This window comes from Lysinibacillus sphaericus, assembly GCF_005217585.1.
Classification (GTDB): domain Bacteria; phylum Bacillota; class Bacilli; order Bacillales_A; family Planococcaceae; genus Lysinibacillus; species Lysinibacillus sphaericus.
This window is the reverse complement of record NZ_SZPT01000001.1, coordinates 878,451-902,567: the sequence shown is the minus strand read 5'-3', so window position 1 is coordinate 902,567 and position 24,117 is coordinate 878,451. Positions and strand designations below refer to the sequence as shown.

General features: G+C 34.4%; 27 protein-coding genes and 1 riboswitch. Of the genes, 10 read left to right on the top strand and 17 right to left on the bottom strand.

Features of this window, described 5'->3' with window-relative positions; genetic code table 11:
• Window positions 1–16 precede the first annotated feature (16 nt).
• Window positions 17–454: a DUF5412 family protein gene (locus FC748_RS04480; protein ID WP_024360982.1), complete on the top strand. Its 438-nt coding sequence runs from the start codon at window positions 17–19 to the stop codon at window positions 452–454.
• Window positions 455–621: 167 nt separating this feature from the next.
• Here FC748_RS04480 and FC748_RS04475 read toward each other — a convergent pair whose 3' ends face one another.
• From FC748_RS04475 to FC748_RS04450, 6 genes are all read right to left on the bottom strand, one after another.
• Entirely contained in the window at window positions 622–1,131 is a 510-nt protein-coding gene (locus FC748_RS04475; RefSeq protein ID WP_024360983.1) for a hypothetical protein, read from the bottom strand.
• A gap of 124 nt (window positions 1,132–1,255) precedes the next feature.
• Window positions 1,256–2,233, bottom strand: coding sequence for a helix-turn-helix transcriptional regulator (locus FC748_RS04470; RefSeq protein WP_029747070.1), 978 nt, complete (start codon window positions 2,231–2,233; stop codon window positions 1,256–1,258).
• A gap of 228 nt (window positions 2,234–2,461) precedes the next feature.
• Window positions 2,462–2,779: a YbjQ family protein gene (locus FC748_RS04465; protein WP_024360985.1), complete on the bottom strand. Its 318-nt coding sequence runs from the start codon at window positions 2,777–2,779 to the stop codon at window positions 2,462–2,464.
• A 12-nt stretch (window positions 2,780–2,791) separates the two neighbouring features.
• On the bottom strand, window positions 2,792–3,271 hold the full coding sequence (locus FC748_RS04460) for a nucleoside 2-deoxyribosyltransferase (RefSeq protein WP_024360986.1): 480 nt from the start codon (window positions 3,269–3,271) through the stop codon (window positions 2,792–2,794).
• A 10-nt stretch (window positions 3,272–3,281) separates the two neighbouring features.
• Window positions 3,282–3,716 (bottom strand): GNAT family N-acetyltransferase, encoded by a 435-nt coding sequence (locus tag FC748_RS04455; RefSeq protein ID WP_108030108.1) that lies wholly within the window; start codon window positions 3,714–3,716, stop codon window positions 3,282–3,284.
• 93 nt (window positions 3,717–3,809) lie between these two features.
• Entirely contained in the window at window positions 3,810–4,358 is a 549-nt protein-coding gene (locus tag FC748_RS04450; protein ID WP_024360988.1) for a hypothetical protein, read from the bottom strand.
• 662 nt (window positions 4,359–5,020) lie between these two features.
• On the opposite strand from FC748_RS04450, the gene FC748_RS04445 reads away from it, so the two are divergent.
• The 4 genes from FC748_RS04445 to FC748_RS04430 all read left to right on the top strand — a co-directional run bounded on the left by FC748_RS04445 (window position 5,021) and on the right by FC748_RS04430 (window position 7,782).
• On the top strand, window positions 5,021–5,845 hold the full coding sequence (locus tag FC748_RS04445; RefSeq protein ID WP_108030107.1) for a hypothetical protein: 825 nt from the start codon (window positions 5,021–5,023) through the stop codon (window positions 5,843–5,845).
• A gap of 195 nt (window positions 5,846–6,040) precedes the next feature.
• A complete protein-coding gene (locus FC748_RS04440) occupies window positions 6,041–6,685 on the top strand; it encodes a cupin domain-containing protein (protein WP_108030106.1) in 645 nt (214 codons plus the stop codon).
• 97 nt (window positions 6,686–6,782) lie between these two features.
• Window positions 6,783–7,067, top strand: a complete 285-nt coding sequence (locus FC748_RS04435; RefSeq protein WP_108030105.1) for a hypothetical protein — start codon at window positions 6,783–6,785, stop codon at window positions 7,065–7,067.
• 229 nt (window positions 7,068–7,296) lie between these two features.
• Entirely contained in the window at window positions 7,297–7,782 is a 486-nt protein-coding gene (locus tag FC748_RS04430; RefSeq protein ID WP_024360991.1) for a DUF3231 family protein, read from the top strand.
• A 58-nt stretch (window positions 7,783–7,840) separates the two neighbouring features.
• Here the strand turns inward: FC748_RS04430 and FC748_RS04425 are convergent, their stop codons facing one another.
• Both FC748_RS04425 and FC748_RS04420 read right to left on the bottom strand, forming a co-directional pair.
• Window positions 7,841–8,134 carry a hypothetical protein gene (locus FC748_RS04425; RefSeq protein ID WP_024360992.1) on the bottom strand — a complete coding sequence of 98 codons (294 nt, stop codon included), beginning with the start codon at window positions 8,132–8,134 and terminating at the stop codon, window positions 7,841–7,843.
• Between the two features lie 101 nt (window positions 8,135–8,235).
• Complete coding sequence (locus FC748_RS04420; protein WP_108030104.1) at window positions 8,236–9,405, bottom strand: MFS transporter; 1,170 nt, start codon at window positions 9,403–9,405, stop codon at window positions 8,236–8,238.
• 57 nt (window positions 9,406–9,462) lie between these two features.
• A riboswitch (purine riboswitch) is annotated at window positions 9,463–9,563 on the bottom strand.
• 177 nt (window positions 9,564–9,740) lie between these two features.
• On the opposite strand from FC748_RS04420, the gene FC748_RS04415 reads away from it, so the two are divergent.
• Entirely contained in the window at window positions 9,741–9,938 is a 198-nt protein-coding gene (locus FC748_RS04415; protein WP_069513228.1) for a hypothetical protein, read from the top strand.
• 64 nt (window positions 9,939–10,002) lie between these two features.
• Here FC748_RS04415 and lepB read toward each other — a convergent pair whose 3' ends face one another.
• From lepB to dacB, 6 genes are all read right to left on the bottom strand, one after another.
• Window positions 10,003–10,560, bottom strand: a complete 558-nt coding sequence (gene lepB / locus FC748_RS04410; protein ID WP_024360995.1) for a signal peptidase I — start codon at window positions 10,558–10,560, stop codon at window positions 10,003–10,005.
• A 159-nt stretch (window positions 10,561–10,719) separates the two neighbouring features.
• Window positions 10,720–10,815, bottom strand: coding sequence for a hypothetical protein (locus FC748_RS04405; protein WP_029747072.1), 96 nt, complete (start codon window positions 10,813–10,815; stop codon window positions 10,720–10,722).
• 348 nt (window positions 10,816–11,163) lie between these two features.
• A complete protein-coding gene (locus FC748_RS04400) occupies window positions 11,164–12,102 on the bottom strand; it encodes an LCP family glycopolymer transferase (RefSeq protein ID WP_024360996.1) in 939 nt (312 codons plus the stop codon).
• Window positions 12,103–12,629: 527 nt separating this feature from the next.
• The gene (locus FC748_RS04395) at window positions 12,630–13,067 is read right to left on the bottom strand and encodes a MarR family winged helix-turn-helix transcriptional regulator (protein ID WP_024360997.1); all 438 of its coding nucleotides are present in this window, start codon (window positions 13,065–13,067) and stop codon (window positions 12,630–12,632) included.
• A 31-nt stretch (window positions 13,068–13,098) separates the two neighbouring features.
• Window positions 13,099–13,854, bottom strand: a complete 756-nt coding sequence (locus FC748_RS04390) for an SDR family NAD(P)-dependent oxidoreductase (RefSeq protein WP_024360998.1) — start codon at window positions 13,852–13,854, stop codon at window positions 13,099–13,101.
• An 89-nt stretch (window positions 13,855–13,943) separates the two neighbouring features.
• Entirely contained in the window at window positions 13,944–15,377 is a 1,434-nt protein-coding gene (dacB, locus tag FC748_RS04385) for a D-alanyl-D-alanine carboxypeptidase/D-alanyl-D-alanine endopeptidase (RefSeq protein ID WP_108030103.1), read from the bottom strand.
• Between the two features lie 176 nt (window positions 15,378–15,553).
• On the opposite strand from dacB, the gene FC748_RS04380 reads away from it, so the two are divergent.
• The 3 genes from FC748_RS04380 to FC748_RS04370 all read left to right on the top strand — a co-directional run bounded on the left by FC748_RS04380 (window position 15,554) and on the right by FC748_RS04370 (window position 17,550).
• A complete protein-coding gene (locus FC748_RS04380; RefSeq protein WP_108030102.1) occupies window positions 15,554–15,928 on the top strand; it encodes a hypothetical protein in 375 nt (124 codons plus the stop codon).
• Window positions 15,929–16,217: 289 nt separating this feature from the next.
• Window positions 16,218–16,994, top strand: a complete 777-nt coding sequence (locus FC748_RS04375) for a phospholipase A2 family protein (protein WP_108030101.1) — start codon at window positions 16,218–16,220, stop codon at window positions 16,992–16,994.
• A 289-nt stretch (window positions 16,995–17,283) separates the two neighbouring features.
• Entirely contained in the window at window positions 17,284–17,550 is a 267-nt protein-coding gene (locus FC748_RS04370; RefSeq protein ID WP_024361002.1) for a hypothetical protein, read from the top strand.
• Between the two features lie 236 nt (window positions 17,551–17,786).
• Here the strand turns inward: FC748_RS04370 and FC748_RS04365 are convergent, their stop codons facing one another.
• Window positions 17,787–18,713 carry a S8 family peptidase gene (locus FC748_RS04365; RefSeq protein WP_108030100.1) on the bottom strand — a complete coding sequence of 309 codons (927 nt, stop codon included), beginning with the start codon at window positions 18,711–18,713 and terminating at the stop codon, window positions 17,787–17,789.
• Between the two features lie 536 nt (window positions 18,714–19,249).
• Between FC748_RS04365 and FC748_RS04360 the strand changes: the two genes are divergently transcribed.
• Entirely contained in the window at window positions 19,250–19,840 is a 591-nt protein-coding gene (locus FC748_RS04360; RefSeq protein WP_108030099.1) for a sigma-70 family RNA polymerase sigma factor, read from the top strand.
• Window positions 19,841–20,198: 358 nt separating this feature from the next.
• Here FC748_RS04360 and FC748_RS04350 read toward each other — a convergent pair whose 3' ends face one another.
• Window positions 20,199–21,932: an ABC transporter ATP-binding protein gene (locus FC748_RS04350; RefSeq protein ID WP_108030098.1), complete on the bottom strand. Its 1,734-nt coding sequence runs from the start codon at window positions 21,930–21,932 to the stop codon at window positions 20,199–20,201.
• A complete protein-coding gene (locus tag FC748_RS04345; RefSeq protein ID WP_108030097.1) occupies window positions 21,929–23,671 on the bottom strand; it encodes an ABC transporter ATP-binding protein in 1,743 nt (580 codons plus the stop codon). Before FC748_RS04345 ends, FC748_RS04350 begins: the two co-directional genes overlap by 4 nt.
• Window positions 23,672–24,117 lie beyond the last annotated feature (446 nt).

The following is a 24,117-nucleotide window of genomic DNA, read 5'->3' as shown; positions in this document are numbered from 1 at the left end:
GGAGGTATGGAAGAATATGAAAAAAATGAGTTTATATTTGTTGATGCCAATCTTACTATTTTGCCTTTATGTTGTTTATCACCATTTTACTTATACATTTTTCTATACAGGCGATATCAAATATGGTCGCCCTATTCTTTCACCAAATGGTGACTATTCAGCACAAGTTTATTATGACAATTATGGTGGCGCTATAGGTGGAGTCAATTTGATTGTCAATATTATATATCATCAAAAACATGACGAAGAACAAACCATTTATTTTAGTGATGCCAAAGGTAGTGTAAATGTAAACTGGACTGCCGACGATGTACTGTCGATTACGAACTATGACGAATACGCTAATCGCAATACTGAACTAGTCGTAGGTAAAGAAATTTACGATGAGCAAGGAACTGCTTGTAATACCTATAAAATAAGAAAAGCTTTTAATTGTAAGGATCAAGACTCCTAATGCTCTATTATTTTAAACTAAAAACAGCATACTAAGATGCACTCCTAGTATGCTTTAGCTTGTCGATAAAAGGCATCAAGCAATGCCTTTTATCATGGTTATAACACTTCTTTACCAACGGACATCTGAAACAGAGCATATCCCTAGTAAGGATGATGCCTTGTGTTTTACTTAAAATAATAGTTTACTGCCTCGTCAGCAGAATGAAAAATTTCGTTTTGATTATTTTTATAAATAAGCTTTGCGGCTTTACAAGCATCTTGAAAATTTTTGGCTTGGTTTAATTTTTCGTTTACTTGCTCTATAACCGTTGAAAAACCATCTAGGTTATATGTAATGATTTGTTCGAACTGTTGATATTCAATGTCTAGCATAATGGATAACTGATCTTCCACATAATTATTTAAATTAATAAAAATACATTCTTCGATGTCTTTAGAATGCTTATCGATAGTAATAAATGCCTCTTTATACTCTGCAATTAATTTTGAAGATGTCAAAGTGACCTTAAAACCTTGCTGTTCTAAACGTGTTTTACAACATGTATAAAATCGTTCTACTTCTTCGGAAATTTTAGGTGTAATCGTTGTTTTTTTTAATTCATCGCAATGTTGATAAATCGCATCAATTTTTTTCTGTTTTTCAACCAATAATTTGAAATTTGAAAGTGAGTACATTGTAAATTCCCCCTTCATTTTATAGTCGGCAATAGCAAGGGAATTTAGTCAACTTTTCATTCATTCTTATAACTTTTTTGTTCTAATATGCGATGCGTTTAAAAATGAAGTATACTTTCCTCGTTTACATATAAAAATAATTTTGCTGCATGGATTGGATTGTTTCAATCATTTCTTCTCTCAATTCTAAAGGCTCCAACACCTCAATATTCGCCCCTTGACTAAGTAGCCACATTTTAATACCACGACCAAAAACTTCCGCTTCAAACAAGCATTGTCCATCTTTATTGGACAAAATTTTGGCTGTCGGTAAACGATCTAAGACCGCCTGTGGCGAACGCCCCTTAAAAAGAAACTTAATATGCATCAGCTCACCTGCATCCATAAACTGAATGCGTTTACGAAATTCACCTTCTTGAAAGCGTTCGGAGTAGGAGATTTGAAATTTCTTATCTAACTCTAGAAAATGCTGGATACGATCAATACGATAGACAATCGGTAGGTCCTTCTCATGCTTACTATCGTAAGCTATTAAATAGAAATAGTATTCGGAGAAAATAACACCAAGAGGTTTTAATATCTTTTGTGAAGGAATTATCTCACTCTCTCGTAAATAATCAATTTTAATTATTTTTTTCTTTTGAATTGCCTCTGAAATTACCCATATTAAATGTAAAAGAGATTTTTTATGATTTAAGTCAACGTACAAATGCTTCTCATTTAAAATGATATTATGAATAAACTCTTGTTTATCTGCTGCAACAATCGATATAAGTTTATCGATAATATCGCTCATTTCTGATTTTAAAAGCGCTCTTGATTCAATAAGTATTTTAACAATCGCTAGCACTTGTTCTTTGGATAAAACGTTTTTCCCGGTATTCGTTAGCTTATACACTTTTTCTGTTCGCACATATTCTAAATGACAGTCTAGTTTAGCTTTTTCAATATACGCTCGAATTTGATCTAAATCTCGTTGTATGGTTTTTTCACCAACTTGATGTGTAAATGCTTCTTGCTTTTTGCTAATTCCTTGACCATCCATCAATCTGTCGAACATTGAAATGACACGATAGCCTTTATTTTGTTGTGAATCCACCATATATCCCACTCTTTCTACATAGTTACCCTCTTATTATACAAAACGAGATGGACATCATTAGTCCTTATAACTACGAATTTTCTATATAATTGGGATAATTAGTGCAATACTAATTGCATTAGATTCCATTCTTCACAGACGGACATACCGATTTTTTGTAAGTATTATCAAGTAAACTGGCATATTAAAGGACTTCAATCCGAGTAGGTTGAAGTCCTCTTATAGTAGTTAACTTTTTAATTTTACGGCTGTACCATAGACTAAAACCTCAGAAGTTCCGTCCATAACAGATGATGTGGAAAATCGGACGGCTACAATCGCATCAGCTCCTAAAAGCTGCGCTTCTTCTTCCATAGCTCGTGTAGCAATTTCTCTGGAGCGCACGAGCATTTCGGCATATTCTTTCATTTCACCGCCCACAATATTGCGAAGCCCCGCCATCATATCGCGACCAATATTTCTCGATTGGACCGAATTGCCCTTAACCAAACCTAATGTTTCTTCAATCTCTTTTCCTGCAACAACATCCGTTGTTGTTAAAAGCATTGCCATTCCTCCTTATTGTTGTAGTTCTTGAACCGCTAATACAGCATCGTCAATAGAAGTCGTAATGACACCGTTGCGCTTGATTAAACCGATAACAAATAAATTACGGTAAACAAATTGATTTTCAATGCCATCACGTATAAGCGCCTCTATTTTCATCATATTTTCTCGCCCTTGTTGACGGACGTCTGTAAATACCCCAACGATTGGGCGGTTCAGCATTGAAAATGCACCGATTTCAGCCGCTACGCCAGAATCAATTTCTACACCATCTAACACAGCCACTAAAACATCACTCGTTTGTAGCATTGTTAAATCCGCTTCTGCAATGGCTAAACTATCCGCATAGGATGCCTTATCATTAATCGCATCGTTCTCCTGTGGAACATATAATTCAATATCTGGTATCGCTTGTCGAATTGCCGTTGCTAACCGTTCATTTACTAAGCGATCTCCTAAAGAAAATAACCCATTCGCTAAATATGCTTTCATCATACATTCCTCAATTCAATAATTTTTCAAACACTATTTTATGTCGACCTTTATCATCAATAAAAGTCGAAACAATATCAAAACCATGGTGAATATTTGTGATGAGCATGGTTTTGCGCTTATTTCTACCGTATGTACGAACTTTACTATAGCCAAGTTCTAGCACTTTTTCATGTTGCTTTCGCATCAATTGACTAGCAATACCTTGACCTCGCATTTTTTCGTGAACACCGCCCAACCAACTATAAAAAACGCCATCAGAATGTGGGTAGCCTAATTTAAATCCTATCATCTCCTGTTTCTCCACGGCAAATAAACAAAGCAGGTCTTTTTTACTTTCCAGTTTTTCTAGAGTAAGATGTGCACCTTCAAATACATGTGCATGAATTTCTTGTAACGGTTGCACCCAATGATAAGGTACACCTTCAACTACAATGATTTGCACCTTTATCACCCGCCTCTTTTCATTCAATCATTATATCAAAAAAATGTCTTGCATGTATTCGATAGACATACAACGGAATTAAATAAGGTGATTTTAACCATACAGCATTGCGGGTTGTCGCACACCTTGTAAATAATCTGCTAGTTTACCAGCAAAAATCTCTTCTAAATAAGGTAACTGTGCAATACAGTCGGGGGTCATTAACGCTGGATTTTGATAAATCTTCAGACCACCGATTTTTAAAAGGGTTGCCACAAACTGCGAACAAAAATAAGCGCGTTCTCTACGTACTTCCTTTTGCATCATCACACCAAAAAGCCCTATAAAATTATATTTATATCGATCTCGATTGCAATACATATAGTGTACAATTTTTTCCATCTCTAAGTACTGATAATACGAAACACGACAACGGTAAATCACACAATCCGCATATTCAAAAAGACCAGCTTCTGCATTTTCCCTTAAAAATCCGCCACTTAGAGGATTATTGAGCTGTCTTCGCCCAAAGCTGTACATATCAAAAAGTTCCTGGTCAAAGGCGATGGAAGCATGGTTCATCTCTTTTCCCGTATACATCCCTATTGCTTTCGATAATAAGGTCCCTGTTTTTGTCAATACTATGTAAATGGTATATACCATTTCGTCACCTACTTCAATTGTTCTGTTAATACCAATACGTTTTAATTCTTCAAATGGTTTCGTAATTTCCTTATTTTTATAGTATAGAAAATAAATCTTAATTTTTACTTAAGCTGAAACTTAAGATTTCCTTAATTTTTAATAGGGTGTAGTTGAATTGTGAAAATACTAGATTTGATTCTATGAATGGTTAAACACTAGTATTTTTTCGCTACCTTTATTTATATGTTTAGACTTGTATTGTTATGTAGAAGACAAATGCGTATTCATAAATTTTTACTTGGACACTGACTGAAAAAAATTACATATAAACAATGATAAAAAATTTATAAATTTGAAGTAGTTAATTTCTACACATTTTTTCATAAATATATTATAATTTTTACTACATAAGTTGTTATATAATATAACTTTCTATCCATTTAATACTTAAAACTAAGGGACGTGAAATCATTATGAAATTGATCAAAGTAATGAGAACAACCATATTAATTTTAGTAATCGTAAGTGCACTCAATTTAGTTTTGTGGTTTGGTCTAAAATCTAAAGTAAATCCTAATAATGAAAGTGAGGCGATAATTGAAATACAAAACTAATTACCGATTATTTATTCTTAATTTCCAATTAATTAATAATTTATAAATTTAAAAGGAGGATTTATTATGAAAAAAAGTATTAGTTTTCTTCTCATTTTATCTTTATTATTAATCATCCTTTCACCTTATTTAAAGGCCCATGCACAAGAAAATGGTAGCATGGAAAAAATCTCTTCTGTACATAATTATATTGAATATTTAAATGAAAAAAGCGAACATGATGAGAGTACTAACGATATACTTGACCAGTTTTTAGAATTAAGCAAAGAAGATCAAGAACTTTTTATTCAAGCTTTACAACCTGAGAATTATATAAGAATCAATAGCCTTGCTCTAGGACGACCTAATGAAAGTATTGAAGTAGAACTTGATAATGGGAAAAAAATTGATGTACAAGTCAATTTTAATACACAACAAGAAGTTAATAAGATTGAACTTTTATCACTAAATTCTATTCAAAATACTCAAAAAGATAATAAATTCAAACGTCAATCACTAAATAGTAATTTAAATATTAGTAGACTTACCACTTACCGTGTGACAACACCATGGGCTTCAGCCCAATTAGCCCTTTTAGGAATTACAACATCAACCTTCTCTACTAGGATGATTTTGGAAACAGATGGTTCTCAAGCTTTACAAGTGTATGACATTGAAAGAAAATATGTAAATCATAACCCCGCTATTTGGACTACAGATATAGGATATACAAACTTCTATATTTCTGGCGGAAAAGGTTATGGCGGATATCAATGGAAATTGAGTGCTACTGGAGCACTTGGTTCAATATCATCAAACTTAGATATGATAATAAGAGCTGACCACAATACAAGGCATTTCAGGGTAAATTCAGGTCGTTCTAGTTGGAATCAAAATTGGACTGCATTTTAATAATAAAAAGATATACAGGGATTCAGATTCTACTGTATATCTTTTTATTTGTTGCTCTATATCGTTCCTAACGCTAAATCCCGTTTAATTTTATTTTGTTATTTAGCTCTTTCATAGGCGTTCGCTTAAAGCACCAACATCTATAGTCATAATCTGTGATATTAACGTACATGTACTTACATGAAGGAAGGATGTATGATTTTGCCCATCGACTACACATCTCCATCCACGCAGTTTACGTTTGATGTAAATACAAGCCCCCTATTTAAAAAGGATAATCAAAACTACATCAATATTCTCGGTACTGCCCAATTAAATACATTAGAAAATGTATCCTTGCTTGATATATTTCTAAGTACGAATAATGTTGTAGAACCGCATTATCATCAAAATGCAGGAGAGCTTGTTTATTGTATTTCTGGTGCTGCTACCGTTTCCTTATTAAATCCTTTTACAAAACAAATTCAAAATTACCCAATAAAATCTGGACAGGTAACAAATATTCCACAGGGTTGGTGGCATTATATCGTCGCGAATGCAGACAACACGCATATACTCGCTATTTTTGATGCCCCTACACCCGAAGTCATTTTAGGTTCTGATATTTTGAAATTTACACCAACAGCAATTATGGCGCATACGTATTGCTTAGATGAAAATGTATGGAAACAAACGATTGCGCCTGTTGTTCCTACGACTTATATCGGTCCTCTAAAAGAATGCAACCAATCCTTTCCCACTCCCTCTAGCTCACCCAATTTTATGCAAATGTATCCGCCTTACAACCTAAATTATTACCATTATCCATATATGTATCAAAATGGTTACGAATATTCATGACATGAAGTCTATTGGTTTTCGTTGCAAAAATGCATAAAACATTTCAGAATGGAAAGTCTAACTATTATTCATCATGCATAAAAGAGGTGTATAAACAATGGGCTTTCCTATTATCCATACAAATTTTTGGGATGCTGTGATTGCCGTACCGGTTGTCATGATCCTGACTCAAGCAATTAAAGTTTTTTTCCCTATTCAACCTAAATATGTCCCAGCAATCGCTCTGGCTCTAGGTTTAATGATTTCTATTTTTATTAGCCACAAACATAATTTTTTAGCAGGTGTATTTATGGGCCTTTTTTATGGATACGCAGCCATTGGGAATTATGCGTCCTTAAAGACCACGATTAGGAGCTTTAAAAATAAAACAACAAAAGCATGATGGTAGATAAGGAATGCTTCGTGACGAGACTTCTATTAAAGAGCGAAACAGAGAAAAAGCAGAAGTAAATTGGCGAAGCCTTCAAACAAATATTGTACATACGTTTTGCTAGATGACACACATACCAAATTGATAATGACTACTTTTCCTATAAATGTATAAAAAATAACAAATCATCCCATCCTAATCTCACAATCAACAACTATAAAATGAGTTAGGACGTGCAATAATGAAAATGTCAAAGCGAAATTTAGACGCTCTACGTTTTAAGGAAGTGTTTGCAATTTGGAAACAACTTGGGGTCAATAATGGCTATATAGCGACCAATCATCTCTTTTTCAAGCATGCCGTGAATCGAGAGTTAAAAGTTATTATTTTGGAGTTTATTCAATATTTAAAAGAGGAAAATAAACAACTAGAGAAGCTATTAAAAGAAAATGGCGTACTTGCCCCACCACTATCCATTGACCAAGGAAGTTTACAAATTGCTAAGATTCGAGGCAAGACAGCAGTAAATGATTGCGAAATCAGTGCCATCCTATCAATGAATATTGCTTCTTCGTTAATTTCAGTCAGTCAAGCGATGGACATGTCTATCGAGCATATGCTCTCTACAAAATATCAAGTCTTTCATATGAAGTATGCCAATCTTGGCGCAAAGTTAATTGCCCTTAGTCACAAAAAAAGTTGGTTACTTGCTCCCTCTACAATGTAAAACGAGCAATAAAGCAATTGTTTAGGTCGTCTCGTACTTTACAAGGCGACCTAAACGGCTATTCACTTAACTGTTTTTCTCTGTTTGTCACTAACAAATAATCCAGCGCACTCATTCTAGTTAACTTATGTGTAAATTTAATAGCATCAGCTTGTGAATCAAATATAAAATTTTCGAGTTCGTCTGTTGGTATATATTGATCAGCGATTTTTCGTTTCAGTTTTCGTACAGATAAAATGTGTGAATCTTCTTCATATAAAATAATGGCACCAACGTTCCGATAAAGCGTGTGATCAATCGTTGCGACAACTTTCACATTCAATCCTTCAAATTCCGTTAAATCTACCTGCATTTAATTACCAGCCTCCCTCTCTTCTCTTACATTCTATTTCCAACAATCATAGTCCTGCTTTATATCATAATTTACGTTTAGCATAAATGATATTTTATAAGTTACCATTTAAATGATGATTTTTTTGCAAGCGGCGCTCTCTTTAAAGAAAAAATGGCACAACCTAATGCAGCTAACACTAAAATAGCACCGAAGCTTGCTAAATGCATGACCGAACCTGTAACAGTAAACATAGCCCCACCAATTGCAGAGCCTATCGAAATACCTATTTGTAAGGCGGCAGTATTTAAGCTTTGTTGAATATCCGATGTTTTAGGATCTGTTTGTATCAAATAATTTTGTAACGGTGGTGTAAGTGCCCAACTAAGCGCTCCCCACAACACTGTCACGACTAAAAATAAGGGAAACGCGACAATTGTATACGGAATACTGAACAGCACGATGGCAAATGTTGCGATAATCATAACGATCGATTTGCCTGTACCAATTTGGTCACTTAACCAACCACCAATTGCATTTCCGCTTACTGAAGCGAGACCGAATACTAAATAACAAATACTGATCCAAGAAGAGCTTAAATTAAATGCTTCAACTAAAAATGGCGTAAAGTAGGCATAAAGCATATAATGCCCCGCCAACATAAACAGTGTTGTTAAATGCGCACTTGCTATTTTCCAATTAGCTAATGACTTGATTTGAGCTTTTAATGGCACCACTTCAACAACTGGCATTTTTTCTAAAATCATAAATATTAGAATCATGGATACAGATGACAGCATTGCAATCCCTAAAAAAACGGCACGCCAACCGAATGCTTCGGTAATAAAAATGCCCATTGGTACACCGATGACTAATGCCGAACTGACGCCGACAAAAATAAGCCCTAACGCTTTGGCACGATGTCTTGGCTCTACTATTTTTGTTGTAATTGTTAAAGACAACACAATTACCAATGCTGTACTCATTGCTGTGATGATTCTTGCAATCATCACAATGGCAAAGGTTGGGCTGAAATAGGTCATGACATTCCCCAATGTGAATAAAAACAATGAAATAAGATAAAGCTGCTTCCTTTCCACTTTCGCAGTTAACGATAAAAGGACAGGCGCTGAAATAGCATATACTAGTGCAAAAATGGTAATTAATTGTCCTGCTGTTGCAACTGAAACGTTCAAATCATCTGCGATATATGGCAAAATACCGCCTACAATTAGCTCTACCAATCCAACTGCAAAAGTAGTAGCAGCCAATATAAATACTCTCCAATTCATGGAATCACCTTTCTGTTACACTCCCATTTTGTAGCAGCATAAAAAAATCCTGACTACAAAATGCAAGCAAATTTTTGTAGTCAGGATTTTTATGGTTCCTGGTAGAGACCCTCAATCCATATTATTGAGGTTATACAGATCATTATTTTACTTTAGCTATATTAGCATATGGATTTTTGCGTTACAACATTTTTCTATCACTCTATTTGCTAACACCCGCAGTACTTTACATAAGCTCAATTTATTTTTATATATTTTTTTAGCATTTTGCTTATATTTTTTATCATTCGACCATACATAGTAATAGACATGAAATATAGCAATGGGGTGATTGTTTGCGGATATTTGGATTAGTATGCTATTTTTTAATGCTATTTTATGGCGCGGAATTAGTAGTAGAAGAGCTCTCAATCGATCAACCAACATCTAGCTTAGAAAAGAGTCAACATCCACTAAAAGAAACTGTTGAAGATTCAACAGTTTGCGTTTACTACCCTTCTTATAAAGTGTGTAAAGCATTATCAGCAAAATAAAGAAAATAAGGAGGCATGCCCATTTCCAATGAGCTGCCCCCTTTTGAATTTTTATCGTTGGTCTCTATTCAATGCCAATGTGAAAATGCTTAAATGGATAAAGTGTCAATTTTGCTTCTCCATAAATAGCATCTTTTGCAATTAAGCCGTAATGGCGACTATCATAACTTTTCAAACGGTTATCACCCATGACAAAGTATTTACCTTCTGGCACCTTTTTCTCATTCGTTAAACCTTCTAATGTGAAATTCTCGGTAATGCGTAGTTGACTCGGATCATCAGTTTGACGATTTACATAATCTTCTTTATAGGCCTTTCCATTTACATACAATACATCATCGATCATTTCGACTGTATCCCCTGGAAGCCCTATCACACGCTTAATATATAATTCATCCTCAGTCGGAGATTGAAAGACAATTTGGTCAAAGCGTTCAATTTTACTTGTTTTACTTACAATAATAATGTCCTTATCCTCATATGTCGGATACATAGAAGCACCTTGTACTTTTATCGGTGCAAATAAAAATTGCTTACAGCCTAAGACGACGATTGCTGTCACGACAATAATTTTAATGTAGGATAGAATTTCTTTTTTCATATTCGTTTTTTCTGCTTGCATGCTCATTCCCCGATACTTTTTTATTTAATAGTATAGCATTTACTAGTGTCTATTGACGAATAAAAACACAAAATGTTTCCATACCATGAAAAAAAGACATAAGCTCAGTCGCTTGTGTCTTGGAAAATATATTCTATTTATGTACATCAACTAGTTGCTTTATGTAGTAGAGTGATGTTGCTCGTTAAATAAATCAACTGCTAATACAATCCCAACAGGCAACGCGATAGCTAACAATATTGTACCAATCATCATCACAATCACTCCCTCAACCATTTCTTATAAAAAATTATACACTAAATTTTCAGATATTTCAAACGAAATAAAAAACTGCTAGCACGTTTTATAACGAAAAAAATCATTCAACTAGGCATGCATCCTACCTGAATGATTTTTTTGTATTACATAAAAATTTTAAAACATAATAGTTGTAGCTGTTGCATCATGAATTTAACTGGACTTTTTTGTACTTTCCGTTTAGGTACATAGCTTTGCATGCAATTATTTAATGCTGTATACCTAAGCACCTGGGTCCTCCCATTCATTCATCTCGCTCCCTTCGCAAACATATTTTTACAACTATTGTAGCCAAATGATCGTGCGTTATTCTAAATGGGTTTTTAACTCTGTTTGTATTTGTTGAAGCTCTGTTTCATCTGGTACATAATACCAAATACGATCAATCATTTTCCCTCCTTCTGCTTCAAATGATAACTGCTCTATACTACTATCCATTTTCTTATATATACTTTGTAGCTGGATTAAATCTTTCACTGTAAAATTCATGCGGACATTGTCTCCGACAACATCGAGCATATCACTAGCCTTTAAAATCACGGAAGGTGTAGAAGCTTTTTTCATTACCGCTTCAATAATTTGACGTTGACGAATTTGACGACCAAAGTCCCCTCGTGGATCTTCGTAACGTATACGTGAAAAAATAAGTGCTTCATCGCCATTTAAAGATAATTCTCCCTTAGGAAAATGGTATGAATCATAGGTTAAATCCATATCATTTTGAATCGTAACACCACCAAGCGTATCTATAATTTGTAGAAACCCTTCCATATTAATAAATACATAATAATCGAGTGGAATATCTAACAAATTTTCAACTGTATCCATTGCCATTGGTACGCCTCCAAAAGCATATGCATGGTTAATCTTATCTACTGTGTCATGACCAATGATTTCGGTACGTGTATCTCGCGGGATGCTTAACATTTTCATCGTTTGTTTTTCAGGATTGACCGTAATGACAATCATTGTATCTGAGCGGCCACTATCATTGCTTCGTTCATCAACACCTAGTAACAGCACAGAAAACGGTTCTTTTTTCTTCATTGTTTTTGGCGCTTCTTCAGTAATGTCTGTCGCTTCAACTAAAGGTGTATTTATTTTATTCATCGTTTTCTGAATAGTATAATAAGCTGTACCTATAAATATTAAAAAAATTGTTAATAGGCTACCTACTATCCAAAGCCATATTTTCTTCTTACTCTTTTTTTTCTTTTCTTTCATTCGTTTCATGTTTTTTTCCATACTTAAGTCCTCTCTAGCTTTTTAAAAAATTTGCCCCTCTTTTTGACGTTTTAGGTTGGAAAAAAGTTTATATGGTCTATTTATATGCATATTGGACGAAAAAAAGACGTACACTAGTATTTACTAAATATGCGTCTTTATATTCGTTAATATGTAAAATTGGCAATCCTGTTTGTAAATGCCGCTGTTTTATCTTGTTACTTTTTAACCTACCTTCTATCATTTCCCTACAGTACGAAAAAATTCCTTTATGTATGTAAAAACCCCTTTTGTACCGTATAGAATAGCAAATTTCCCTTCAATTATAAAGTTTTTTTGTCGATTTTACATTTATTTTGAAAAAAGATTCATTTAGTCAACTAAAAATTCGCCAATAAAACCATCTCAATCGCATAATCATTTTTCAGGCACAAGCCTTTCGATTTGGTTTGCATTTTTAACGCAATCATTACGAAAAAAAAGAGAAATACCTTGAGCAGTAAAAACTCTCAAGGTATTTCTCCAAGCTACTGAAAAACGGAACTTTCTTATTGATTATTTCTGTCGTGTATTCCTTGCACTAACTTTTCTTGAATGGACAAATATTGTGCAATCTCTTCATCATTCAATACTTCAAAAAGCTGAATAAATACGTCCTTTCCAACCTCTTGTGCTTTTATTAATGCCTCTACACCTTTATCCGTAATTTGTAAACGAATCGTACGTCTATCCGCCTCATCGTATAGTCTTTCTGCTAAGCCTAGTTTTACTAATTTTTCAGCAATGCTTGTCATAGCACCTTTCGTATAACCAATCGTTTCCGCTAATTCTGCTTGTCTTTGCGGACCTTTAATTTTTAGTTCACTTAAAACTAAAATCGGTGAAATGCCTAGCGGATATGGAAAACCTTTCGTAAAACGTATAATATTAGCATTATTCATCTGATCAATCATATGAATGAGTTTAAAAATACTTGTCTGTGTCAAAAAAATCCTCCTCGAACAATAACCGAGAAAATTAGTGAAGCATGATTGAACCACCGTCAACCATAAGTGTTTGACCTGTGATATACTGTGAATCCTCTGATGCTAAAAATACTGCTACACGGCCGATGTCATCTTCTACATCACCAAAGCGGCCCATTGGGATTTTATTTTTAACAGCTTCGTAATATTCTGGTTGTGCTTTTGCCCATGCTTGTACACCTGGTGAATTTGCAATTGGGCTAATTAAGTTTACATTAATACCGAAACGTCCCCATTCATTTGCCGCTACACGAGAAATACCGCGGATTGCCTCTTTTGCTGCAGCATACGCACCTTGTGTTTCATGACCAGCAATTCCAGCACCAGAAGCAAAGTTAATAATATTTCCTTTTGTTTCTTTTAAATGCGGTAATGCGGCTTGCATTAAATAAAATGTTGGATAAAAACCAGTATCAAATGATAAATCTAAATCAGCCTGCGTTGTATCTTCAATCGTTGCTTGTTTTGAAGCATGTGCATTATTAACTAATACATCTAGTTTACCGTATTTTTCAACAACTGTATCGATTATTTTATGCAAATTAGCACGATCCATTAAATTTGCCTGTAAAAACATTGATTTTGGAGAAATTTTTTGCAATTCCTTTTCCATTGCTTTCCCTGTTTCTTCATTTAAATCTACAATCGTAACGATTGCGCCTTCTTTTACCATCGCTTTTGCCATACCACTACCGATACCGCCAGCTCCACCAGTAATAATTACTACTTTGTCTTGTAATTTGCCCATGAGTGAACAGCTCCTTTTCATTAATCGTTAAATAGTTTATCACTAAATTATTCATAATTAAACTAGATTGCTCACTCTATTGAAACTCTTTACATTTCATTGGCAATTTGCTTGACAATTTCATCAATCGTAGCGATTGCTGAACCTTTATTGCCTTGCGTTAAAATACTAAAAATATACCACTTGCCACTTCTCCCTTTAACATAGCCACTTAACGCATAGGTACCACTTATATAGCCCGTTTTAGCTGAGACACTATAGCCTTTCAAGCGGTTTTCTAATGTTGCTCCAACTAGCTTTCCTTTTCGTCCCGCATGTGGTAAAGCGTCCAAATACGAGAAGTACCAAGGTTTTTGTCGAACTTTAAATAGTAATAAGCTTTCCTGCATACTACTAACGCGGTTTTGATGATTTAAGCCTGAGCCATCTTCAAAGTACCATTGGTCCATATTTAATCCACTATCTATACCATAGGTGCGAATGGCTTCAATGCCCGCAGACCAGCTTCCTTCTCCAAGAAGCTCCCTTCCCAATTGCTTAGTTAGCATTTCTCCCATGCCGTTAATGCTTAACTTTAAAAATCGAAAATTCATATCCTTTAATGGCATGGAGTAAGTAATGCCAACTCGCTGTGCATTTTCTGGTACTTTTCCTTCGGTAAGAGGCATTTTTTGAATTCCTTTTGCTACTAGTTTTTCTCGTAATACATCCAGCGTAAACATTGTTGGATTATAAACAGTCACATATGTATTTTTTTCTGTACCTGCTGGTAAATTGCCTGTTACACCAATTCGGTCTGTTCCATATTCTCTTGTGATTTTGACGGTCGATTTCTCACCCTTTTTCACAGTTTTTGTTTTGTTGACAATGGGGATTGTGCTTGCATATGGTAAAAGCTGAATTTTGGCTGCTTGTCCAATTTTAGTGCCAGTTACTTTTACATGGACATTGCCGACATCATATTGGTCATTCGGAGAGAGCGTTAGAGCAGAAATACGTGATGCATAAGAGAATGCCTCTTCTTGTGGGACTATTCCTTTGGCTAATCGATCGTCATCAAACCACGAATCATCAGCAATCAATGCACCTGTAATTTTGGTGATTCCTAATTTTTTCAGCCCATTGGCGAATGTTTCTAAATGGACAGGTAATAATGTTGGATCGCCCCCACCTTGTAAATAAATATTTCCTTGTAATACACCATTTTCAATCGGACCATCCACATAAGCCTTTGTTTCAAAACGATAATCAGAGCCGAGTAAATCTAATGCCGCAGCACTAACAAGCAATTTATGAGTGGATGCGGGACGTATCATTTTTTCCCCATGCTTACTATAAAGAACGTCTCCTTTTTCCATTTCTCGCACCGTAATACTATATTCATTGTTTTTCCAGTTTTTAGCGATGATTGTATTGATTTTATTCGTCATCGTTTGCTCATTTGCCTGTGCTTGTTCAACAAATAGCAATGGGTAACAACACAATGTTAGAAGCATCGTCAATATAACAATTTTCTTTTTCATAAAACCTCCATTTGATAAAATATTCTCTAATTATTTTTTATTTTAAGTAAAAGCGCTTATTTTTTCAATTCAACAGCCATTCTAACTTCTTCTGAAGTGGACAGACATCTTTTTTTTCGACATGAATAGACTGTAGTAGCTAGCTAAAATCACTTTCAAAATAGGAGTTGGTTTCGATGGGCGCAAAATGGATTAAAATATCGATCTTCTATTTAATACTTACAATCGCTTTTGGACTGTTTATGCATTATGCAATTCAACTTCAATGGAAGACGACACATGCACATATTGGTGTCGTTGGTTGGCTAACTACGGGATTCATAGGGCTCGTTTATTGTCTTTTTAAGGATGCTGCAAAAACAGGGCTCGCCAAGGCACAGTTTTGGCTTTACAATATCGGTTTACCGTTTCTGTTAGTTGGGATGATGATGGTTTACTTAGATGTGCCTCATTGGTTATTTGAACTGTTCGTATCTGGCGGTGGAATTGCCGTGGCACTTTCTATTTTATTATTCTTTGTCAATGTCTTACAAAATGTGAAAAGTACTTAATTAAATATAGAGGGCGTTTTTACTCTACACAATATAAAGCAAAGGCATCAAGAGCGAACTTCTTGATGCCTTTCGTCAACACTTAAGCCCCACTTAGCAAAGTGGGGCTTAGACTGTGTTAAAAATTTTATTAGGGCTGTTGCATTGATGTTCTCACATATTTAATAGCTCATTAAGGATTTCACTTCCTTCTTTTGGTATTACGAGCCAATTAGTTTAGCTTAATTTTTGTTTTTTCTTTATAACATACCTCTTTTATATAGTATAAACCACCAAAGGAGGAATAAGAATGAACATTACTGATATTCGAGTAAGAAAAGTACCATCCGATGGAGTAAGTACTTTAGATCAGCAGAGCCAAGCGCTATTAACAAAAGCACTTGATAAATTGAATAAAGAAGAATTATTCAATGCCCCCAAAATAGAACAAGTAGACTACGAAACTACTTATTCTGTTTATGCATTCAACGAATTCAATGAACAAAACAAAACAAAAGTAAAACAAAAAACCACCTTCCTACAATTTAATAATTTTCTTATTGGTACTATTTTCAAAACAATAAACACTGAGACAAACAGAACATCTTACTTAGTGAAAGTTGTATCATTAGATATAGAACAAGAAATTAAGAAGACTATTATGTATTTAGATGATGAACTATTAAATGAATGGGAGCAGTTGTCCTCTGATAGAAAGTTAACGATACCAGAAGATTACAAGAATATAACATCAGATGACTTTCAAGACGATGATGTACTTAGTGCACAGGGGTGGGGTTTACCTTGTCTTCAAAACGGTTGTTGTTCTTTCCGTTATAAAGGAAATCCATTTAACCCACTTGTTAGATATAACTGGTGCGGGGCGAACTGTGGTTCAGGTCCTACTGTTAATGCATTAGACAATTGCTGTAAATATCACGATTATTGTTATGATGCAAATACGAAATATCCTGAACGTTGTGGCTGTGACCGTATTATTATCGAATGTGCTAATCAGACAGATGAAGCAGGGACATCACGTATCGTTGGGGCGTTCTCTGCAAAAATGGTTGCAATGGGCTGCTAATTTTCTTACTAACATCCACTAAAGTCACTATCAATAATAACTTTCGTGTTCTTAAGTTATATTGCCAAATGGGAAAAAACTAGTTATATAACATCTTTCATCGGTTCAATTCCGAGTGCCACCTCATTTCAATGATTGATTCATACAAGCGTTAGACGCAACTTTAGAATTACTCTAAGGTTGCGTCTTTAACTTGTATGAAGAATCGCCAAGTCTATTATTTTTTGATATAATCAGTATATATACATAGGACTTGAGAAAGTAAGAAATATTAATAAGGAGGGAAATTATGCTTGGTAAAAGCGGGAAGTTATCAGCATTATTTTCTGTAGCAGGACTTATTGTAATTGCTTGCTTTTATTATTTTCAAATTGAAGCGGTAATCGTAATTTTAGTTGGAGGAATTTTAATTGCCGTAGGAATAATCTTTAGTATTTTAAGCTTTATAAAAAAGGAAAAAGGATTTTGGAAGTATACCCCTTATATTGTTTTGTGGCTTTATTTCCTTGGTATTTTCTTGTCAATTATACTACTTTTCTTGATAGGTGAGCGTTAAATTATTTTTTAATGCATCGAAATATTATACCTTTATAAAGAAGTTACATAATAATAGACAAAGTCGAGTGTTTCGACTTTGTCTATTATTTTTACATTGGTTTGCTATCATTAATTTTTTCGTTAGAGTTTCTACAGTCGATAATTTAATATCTAAGTAGGCTTTTTCCACGATAAGAAAGCTAAAGTTTGCAATCATTTAACATCCTCTGCTGAATAATTCATCACTATCAAACATTATTTCAACTGAATTAATCCATTTCCTACCAGATTAATTGGAAAGTCCAATTTTAATGCATTCTTTGAAAAGTAATACTTTACTTGTGCCGGTATAAGTGGTGGTGCACACGGTTTAATTAACTGTAGTGCTAGTGCGGTTGCTCCTGAAACATGGGGTGTTGCCATGGAAGTACCGTTCAATTCTACATACTCGCCATTTAAGTGCGTTGATAGAATACCTTCTCCTGGAGCCACAAAATCTATATTGAGATGGGACTCTGAAAATATTGAAGGGGCAAGTTGTTGATTAACTGAACCGACAGATAATGTTTCCTTATAAAAACCAGGAAATGATATTTCTTCCGTTGTAGATAAACCGTCACCCTCATTCCCAGCTGCTGCGACAATGACTATGCCTAATGAATGCAATTCTTTAATGACTGTATATAACTCATCTTTATGAGTGGGGCCACCTAAAGACAAGTTTATAACTTGAACCTTTTCTCCGTTGGGTCCTCGCCATTTTTTGATATATTGAAGTGCACTGATTAATCCATTATACGAGCCTTTGCCAAAGCGATTTAAAATCTTTAAAATAAGTAACTTACAATTAGGTGCAACGCCTACTACACCCATTTCTTTATTTTCAGCTGCGATTATACCTGCTACGTGTGTGCCGTGACCATTATAATCAGTATAAATTTTTTTGTTTCCCCCATCATCTGACGAAAAATTATAGCCACCTATAATTTTGTCAATCAAATCTGGATGTGTTGTATCAACACCTGTATCAATTATAGCGACGACAACTCCTTGTCCTTTGTTGGATTGTTCCCAAACATCTCTTGCTTTAATAATATCTATACTAGAAGTAGGATATTGTTGTTGCTTTTTATAAGATTGTATTTTGTATGGTTTTAAAGCGATTCTATTTATAATAATCACTCCTAACGAAAGAAATTAATCGTACAACTTACAAAAGTTTTTAATTTTATTTGAGATATTTTGTGCATCCAATATAATCTCAGAAAGTAACTTTTTTTCTTCTGTATTAAGCTGTTCAGTTTCAAAGTTTTTTAAAAAGAAAGATTGCGTTTTTCGAGATTGGCAAAAGCATTTGAGTAAACATTCTATGTTCATTTACTTCTCTCCTCCCTAGTTCTTTTTAAATAAATTGCCTAATGGTAAATCACGAAACGATTGATACTTCTATTCGCCCATTTCAATTTTATTGTCATTTATTAATCCTCCAATTAATGAATGGTTCATTAATTAAAGAGATAATAAATCAAAAAAAACAAAATTTATTGTATATAATAATTTTTATCATCAAAAACAGAATAAATGTTCTGTTTTTTTGTTTTTTTAAAGAAAGAAATCTCTTTATTTTATATAAGCTATAAATTATTACTGGAGAGATTTATGCGAAATTTGGCTACTAGAGAGAAGTAACTATACTTAATTATAAGGGAGGAGTAAACGTGGATATAAAAATCTTTCTAACTAATTTCGAGCGAAAAAAAATGGATCCTGTCATTCATTTCTTTTTACAAGATCAAAAAAATCGTGATTTACTATCATCCTTCTTAGCAGAGCCATGCCCTGAAAATAAAATCCGATTGGACAATGCTTTTAAAGCTCATTACAAAAAAGCAAAGGTAATCAGCTATATTAACAAATTAATTCATTTCTTTTCAATAGATTTTGATAAGAAAGTTAATCGTTATTATAGTCGAAATATATTTTTATCTTCTTTTGTAAAGGATAAAAACAATGTTCACGAATTCCCTTCTAAACAATTAGAACTGCAAAATGACTTATACGATACAGTTTTAAATAGCCAAGGGCTTTTACAATCAATTTCAAGTGAAGAGCTATTCCATGCTATAAAAACATTATCTAGTAAACAATTATTAATATTAGATTTAAAATATAGCCAAAATTTAAGCAATAAAGAGATAGCACAAATTTTAAATGAGTCTCCGCAAACAATTTCTTATAATTTAAGGACTGCTATTAAAAAGTTAAAGGTTAAATTATTGAATAATGGATGTGGGAAAATTGCAAAGTAAACAAGAATTAAACTACGAGGAAATTATTAGAGATTTTAATCAGAAAATTAAAAATATTTTAAAAAGCACGTCCGTACAAGAGCGCGAGGATTTAGAACAAGAAATAAAAATAAAAATCTTAGAAAAAATAGACCTGTTGAACCATATTAATTGTCCAGGTTTTTTCGATTATATAAATAACAAGAAATGAAAATCTCTCTTATTAGTTGTTGTTGAAGTATTTCAAATGAAAAAATTCTTTCAAAATAAGGAGCATAAGACTTTGCTAATTTTTTGCTAAAAATTAGTTTGTTGGCACTTTTTAAGAATTAATAAAGATTATCGCCCCACTTAGAAAAGTGGGGCGTTGTCCTTACTTTTACTGCAAAGAGTTCGCTTGCATTTGATACATTTTTTCATAAATTCCACCGTGTGCTAATAGCTCATCATGGGTACCACGCTCCACAATATTTCCACGATCTAAGACAAGTATTCGATCCGCATTTTTAATTGTTGACAGACGGTGGGCAATAATGAATGTTGTGCGCCCCTTTTTTAGTACATCCATTGCATGTTGAATAATTTCTTCTGTCTCAGTGTCAATATTTGACGTTGCTTCATCTAAGATTAAAATGGCTGGATCAAAGGCTAATGCACGTGCAAAAGATATTAATTGTCGCTGACCAGAAGATAATGTACTTCCTTTTTCAATCACTGGTTCATCATAACCCTTTGGTAAATTTGCAAGCACGCGATCCCCTCCAACGGCTCTTAAAGAATCTTCCACTTTTTGTCGAGAGATTTTCGGGTTATTTAAACTCACATTGGACGCAATCGTACCGGTAAATAAATAAGGGTCCTGTAAAACAATCCCCATATGCTCACGCATAGATTGACGAGCAACCGTTGTAATATCTATACCATCAATCGAAATCTTGCCTTTAGATGGGTCATAGAAGCGGAATAATAAATTCATAATCGAACTTTTTCCAGAGCCCGTATGACCTACAAGTGCAATTGTTTCTCCTTGATGTGCTTCAAATGTTAAGTTTTTCAAAACATAGTCATCGTTTTTGTAGGCAAAGGAAACATCCTCAAACACGACATTGCCTTTATATCTTGGTAGACTTACTTCAGATACGGGCTCTCCATCTATATCTAACACCTCAAACACGCGCTTCCCTGCAATCAGCGAGCGTTCAAGCTGCGAAAATTGATTCACAATATTGGTGATTGGATTGAAGAGTTTTGTTAAGTAATCGACAAAAGCATATAAAGTCCCTGCTGAAATGATTTGCGTTGTCGTCATCGATTGGGTCCCAAAATAGAAAATAAAAATCGTAAACATTAAAAGCCTTAACGTATTCACTAAGTTAAATGAAGTCGCCGAATCGAGCACTAATAGTTTACGCTCATAGGCATAGTGTTCATTATTCATATCATCAAATTCCTTCGTCATTTGTTGCTCACGTCGGAATGCTTGAATAATTGTCATACCTTGAATGGATTCATTGATCATCGCATTGATATCTGCAATCTTTGTGCGAATAACATCATTGTATTTCGATGCAAATTTCCGATATAAAATCATCCATACATAAATGATAGGCACCATGACTAATGCCAGTAACGCCATTTGCCAATTTAAAATAAACAGCGCTACATATACACCGATAATTGAAATTAAACTTGTCACAAAATTTGATAGCACCTGGACATATAAATTGCGGACTGCCTCGGTATCATTGGTTACACGCGCAACAATTTTCCCTGCTGGTAAATTATCAAAATATTGAATCGGTAACGTTTGAATATGTTCAAATACATCTTTACGTAATTTTTGAACAACACGATTTGCGCCCATTTGTAAATAAATATACATAAAGTAACGTAAAACCGCTGTAGCAATCGCCAAAATTAAATACAATAGTAACAACCACGTAATCGGTTTAATTTCTATTTGACCGATCGTCATATAATTATCGATGATATGCTTTGCAATAAATGGCCCGATAAGTTCGGTAAAGACAGCAATGGTTAAGAAAAATAACCCTAAAAATATTGGTTTTTTAAAATACATTGCATAGCGTGTTAAGCGTTGACTCGTACTCATGAGGCACCCCCTTCTAGCTGCTGACGGTCGAATTGTTCTTTATACCAGCCTTGTTGTGAAAGGAGCTGTTCATGTGTTCCCTGTTCTACTATTTGTCCTTCATCAAGCACAATAATCATATCGGCATGTTGAATTCCCGATAATCGATGGGTTGTAATAATCGTCGTTCGATCCTGTCGTTCACGCTGAATATTTTCGATGATTTTAGCTTCCGTTTTAGCGTCTACCGCTGAAAGTGAATCATCAAGGATTAAAATTTCAGGGTCTTTAATGAGTGCCCGCGCAATTGATACACGTTGCTTTTGACCTCCTGAAAGTGATACCCCTTTTTCTCCAACAAGTGTTTCAAGCCCCATTGGGAGATGGGCTAAATCTTTTTCAAAATAGGCTGCATGAATCGCTTGTTTCAGCTCTTCTTCTGTAGCATCTTCTTTTCCAAATAAAATATTTTCTCGAATTGTTCGGGAGAATAATACATGATCCTGCGGCACATAGCCGATCCAATCGAGTAACTGCTCTTTTGTTTGAGCCGTAATATCAATGCCATCAATGGACAACTGACCTTCTCCAATTGGATACTCTCGTAGCAGCTGTCGTAAGAAGGTTGTTTTCCCTGCACCTGTCTTTCCAACAATACCAAGTGTTTGCCCCTTTTTTAGCGACAATGAAATACGTTCCAAGTTTTTCACATGGCTCATTGGATACTGGAAAGATAATTCGTTGAACCCGATTGCATTTGGCGTTGCTACAGCTTGCGGTGTTGCACTATTTTGTACATCCGCTTTATAGCGTAACGTTTCCTGTACACGGTCTAATGAGGCATTTCCTTGCTGCATCACATTAATAAGTTCCCCAATCGCAAAAATTGGCCAAACCGCTAATCCTAAATAGACAGTAAATGTTACAAGTTGCCCTAATGACATCGCCTCAGTCGATACTAAATGTGCACCGTAGCCAAGTGCCACAACATAACTAATCCCTGTCCCTACTTTCGTGATGGGTCCAAATAAAGCGTTGATTTTTGCCGTATGCATATTTTTTTCATAAACGATTTCACTCATTGCTGCAAAGTTTGCTTCGTCCTTTTTTTCTTGTACATATGCCCTTACAACTCGAACACCTGCTACTGACTCAAGGACACTATCATTTAATTCACCAAAGGCGTCCTGCGCTTTCATATACCGTTCATGCACAATTTTCCCTAAATACTGAATAAGAATAGCCATAACGGGCACTGGCAACATGGCAAAAAACGTTAACTTCCACGAAATCATATAACCCATTGCAAAAATAATACAGCCCATATATATCGTCGAGTCTATCAGTGTCATGATTCCAAAGCCCGCAGTTAGTGACACGGCGTTTAAATCATTTGTAGCTCGTGCCATCAAATCACCAGTGCGATTTTTTTCATAAAATGTCGGTGTCATACGCAAAAAATGTTGCATTAAATTGCGACGTAACATTTTCTCTAAATTAATGGCACCTTCAAATAATCGAAATTGCCAAACAAAATTCAAGACATAACCGCCAACAATAATAGCCGCAAAAATCAACAAATATTTCGTTAAAATAGCTGTTGTCATTGTGCCTGCAGTTAAAATATCAATAATAGACCCTAGTAAATACGGTGGAATAACCTCTAATCCACTCGCAATGATTAAGAGTACAATCGCTATGGTATATTGCTTCCAATATTGCTTAAAAAACCAACTTAATTTACTTAATACATCAAACATACTTCAATACCTTCTTTCCTAAATGCTTTACATCTTCGCTACCCACTATCTAGCAATTCCTTATTGAAAATTAATTTCCTTGTGATGTTTTGCATACACATACACTCCTTTTTCTGTTCACTATCACCTTTTTTTGCAATAAAAAAGACGCATCCCCTGAAAAGAGCATGCGTCTCTTATAAAAGGTAAGGTGTACCCATACCTTTCATTGCATAAAAAATAACAATGTTAGACATGGACAATGTATGCAACTGTGCTTTTGTATCGTACGGATAAAATCATCATTGTCATGCCCTCCTTTGTTTGGTTTGTTATAGTGTTATTGAAGATTATCATATAATTGAAATAATTGTCAACATTCAAACTGTTATTTTTTATATATTACAGGAAATAATTAACGCTTTAAAGTAGTGAATTGCTTTATTCGCAAGAAAATAGCTTTCATT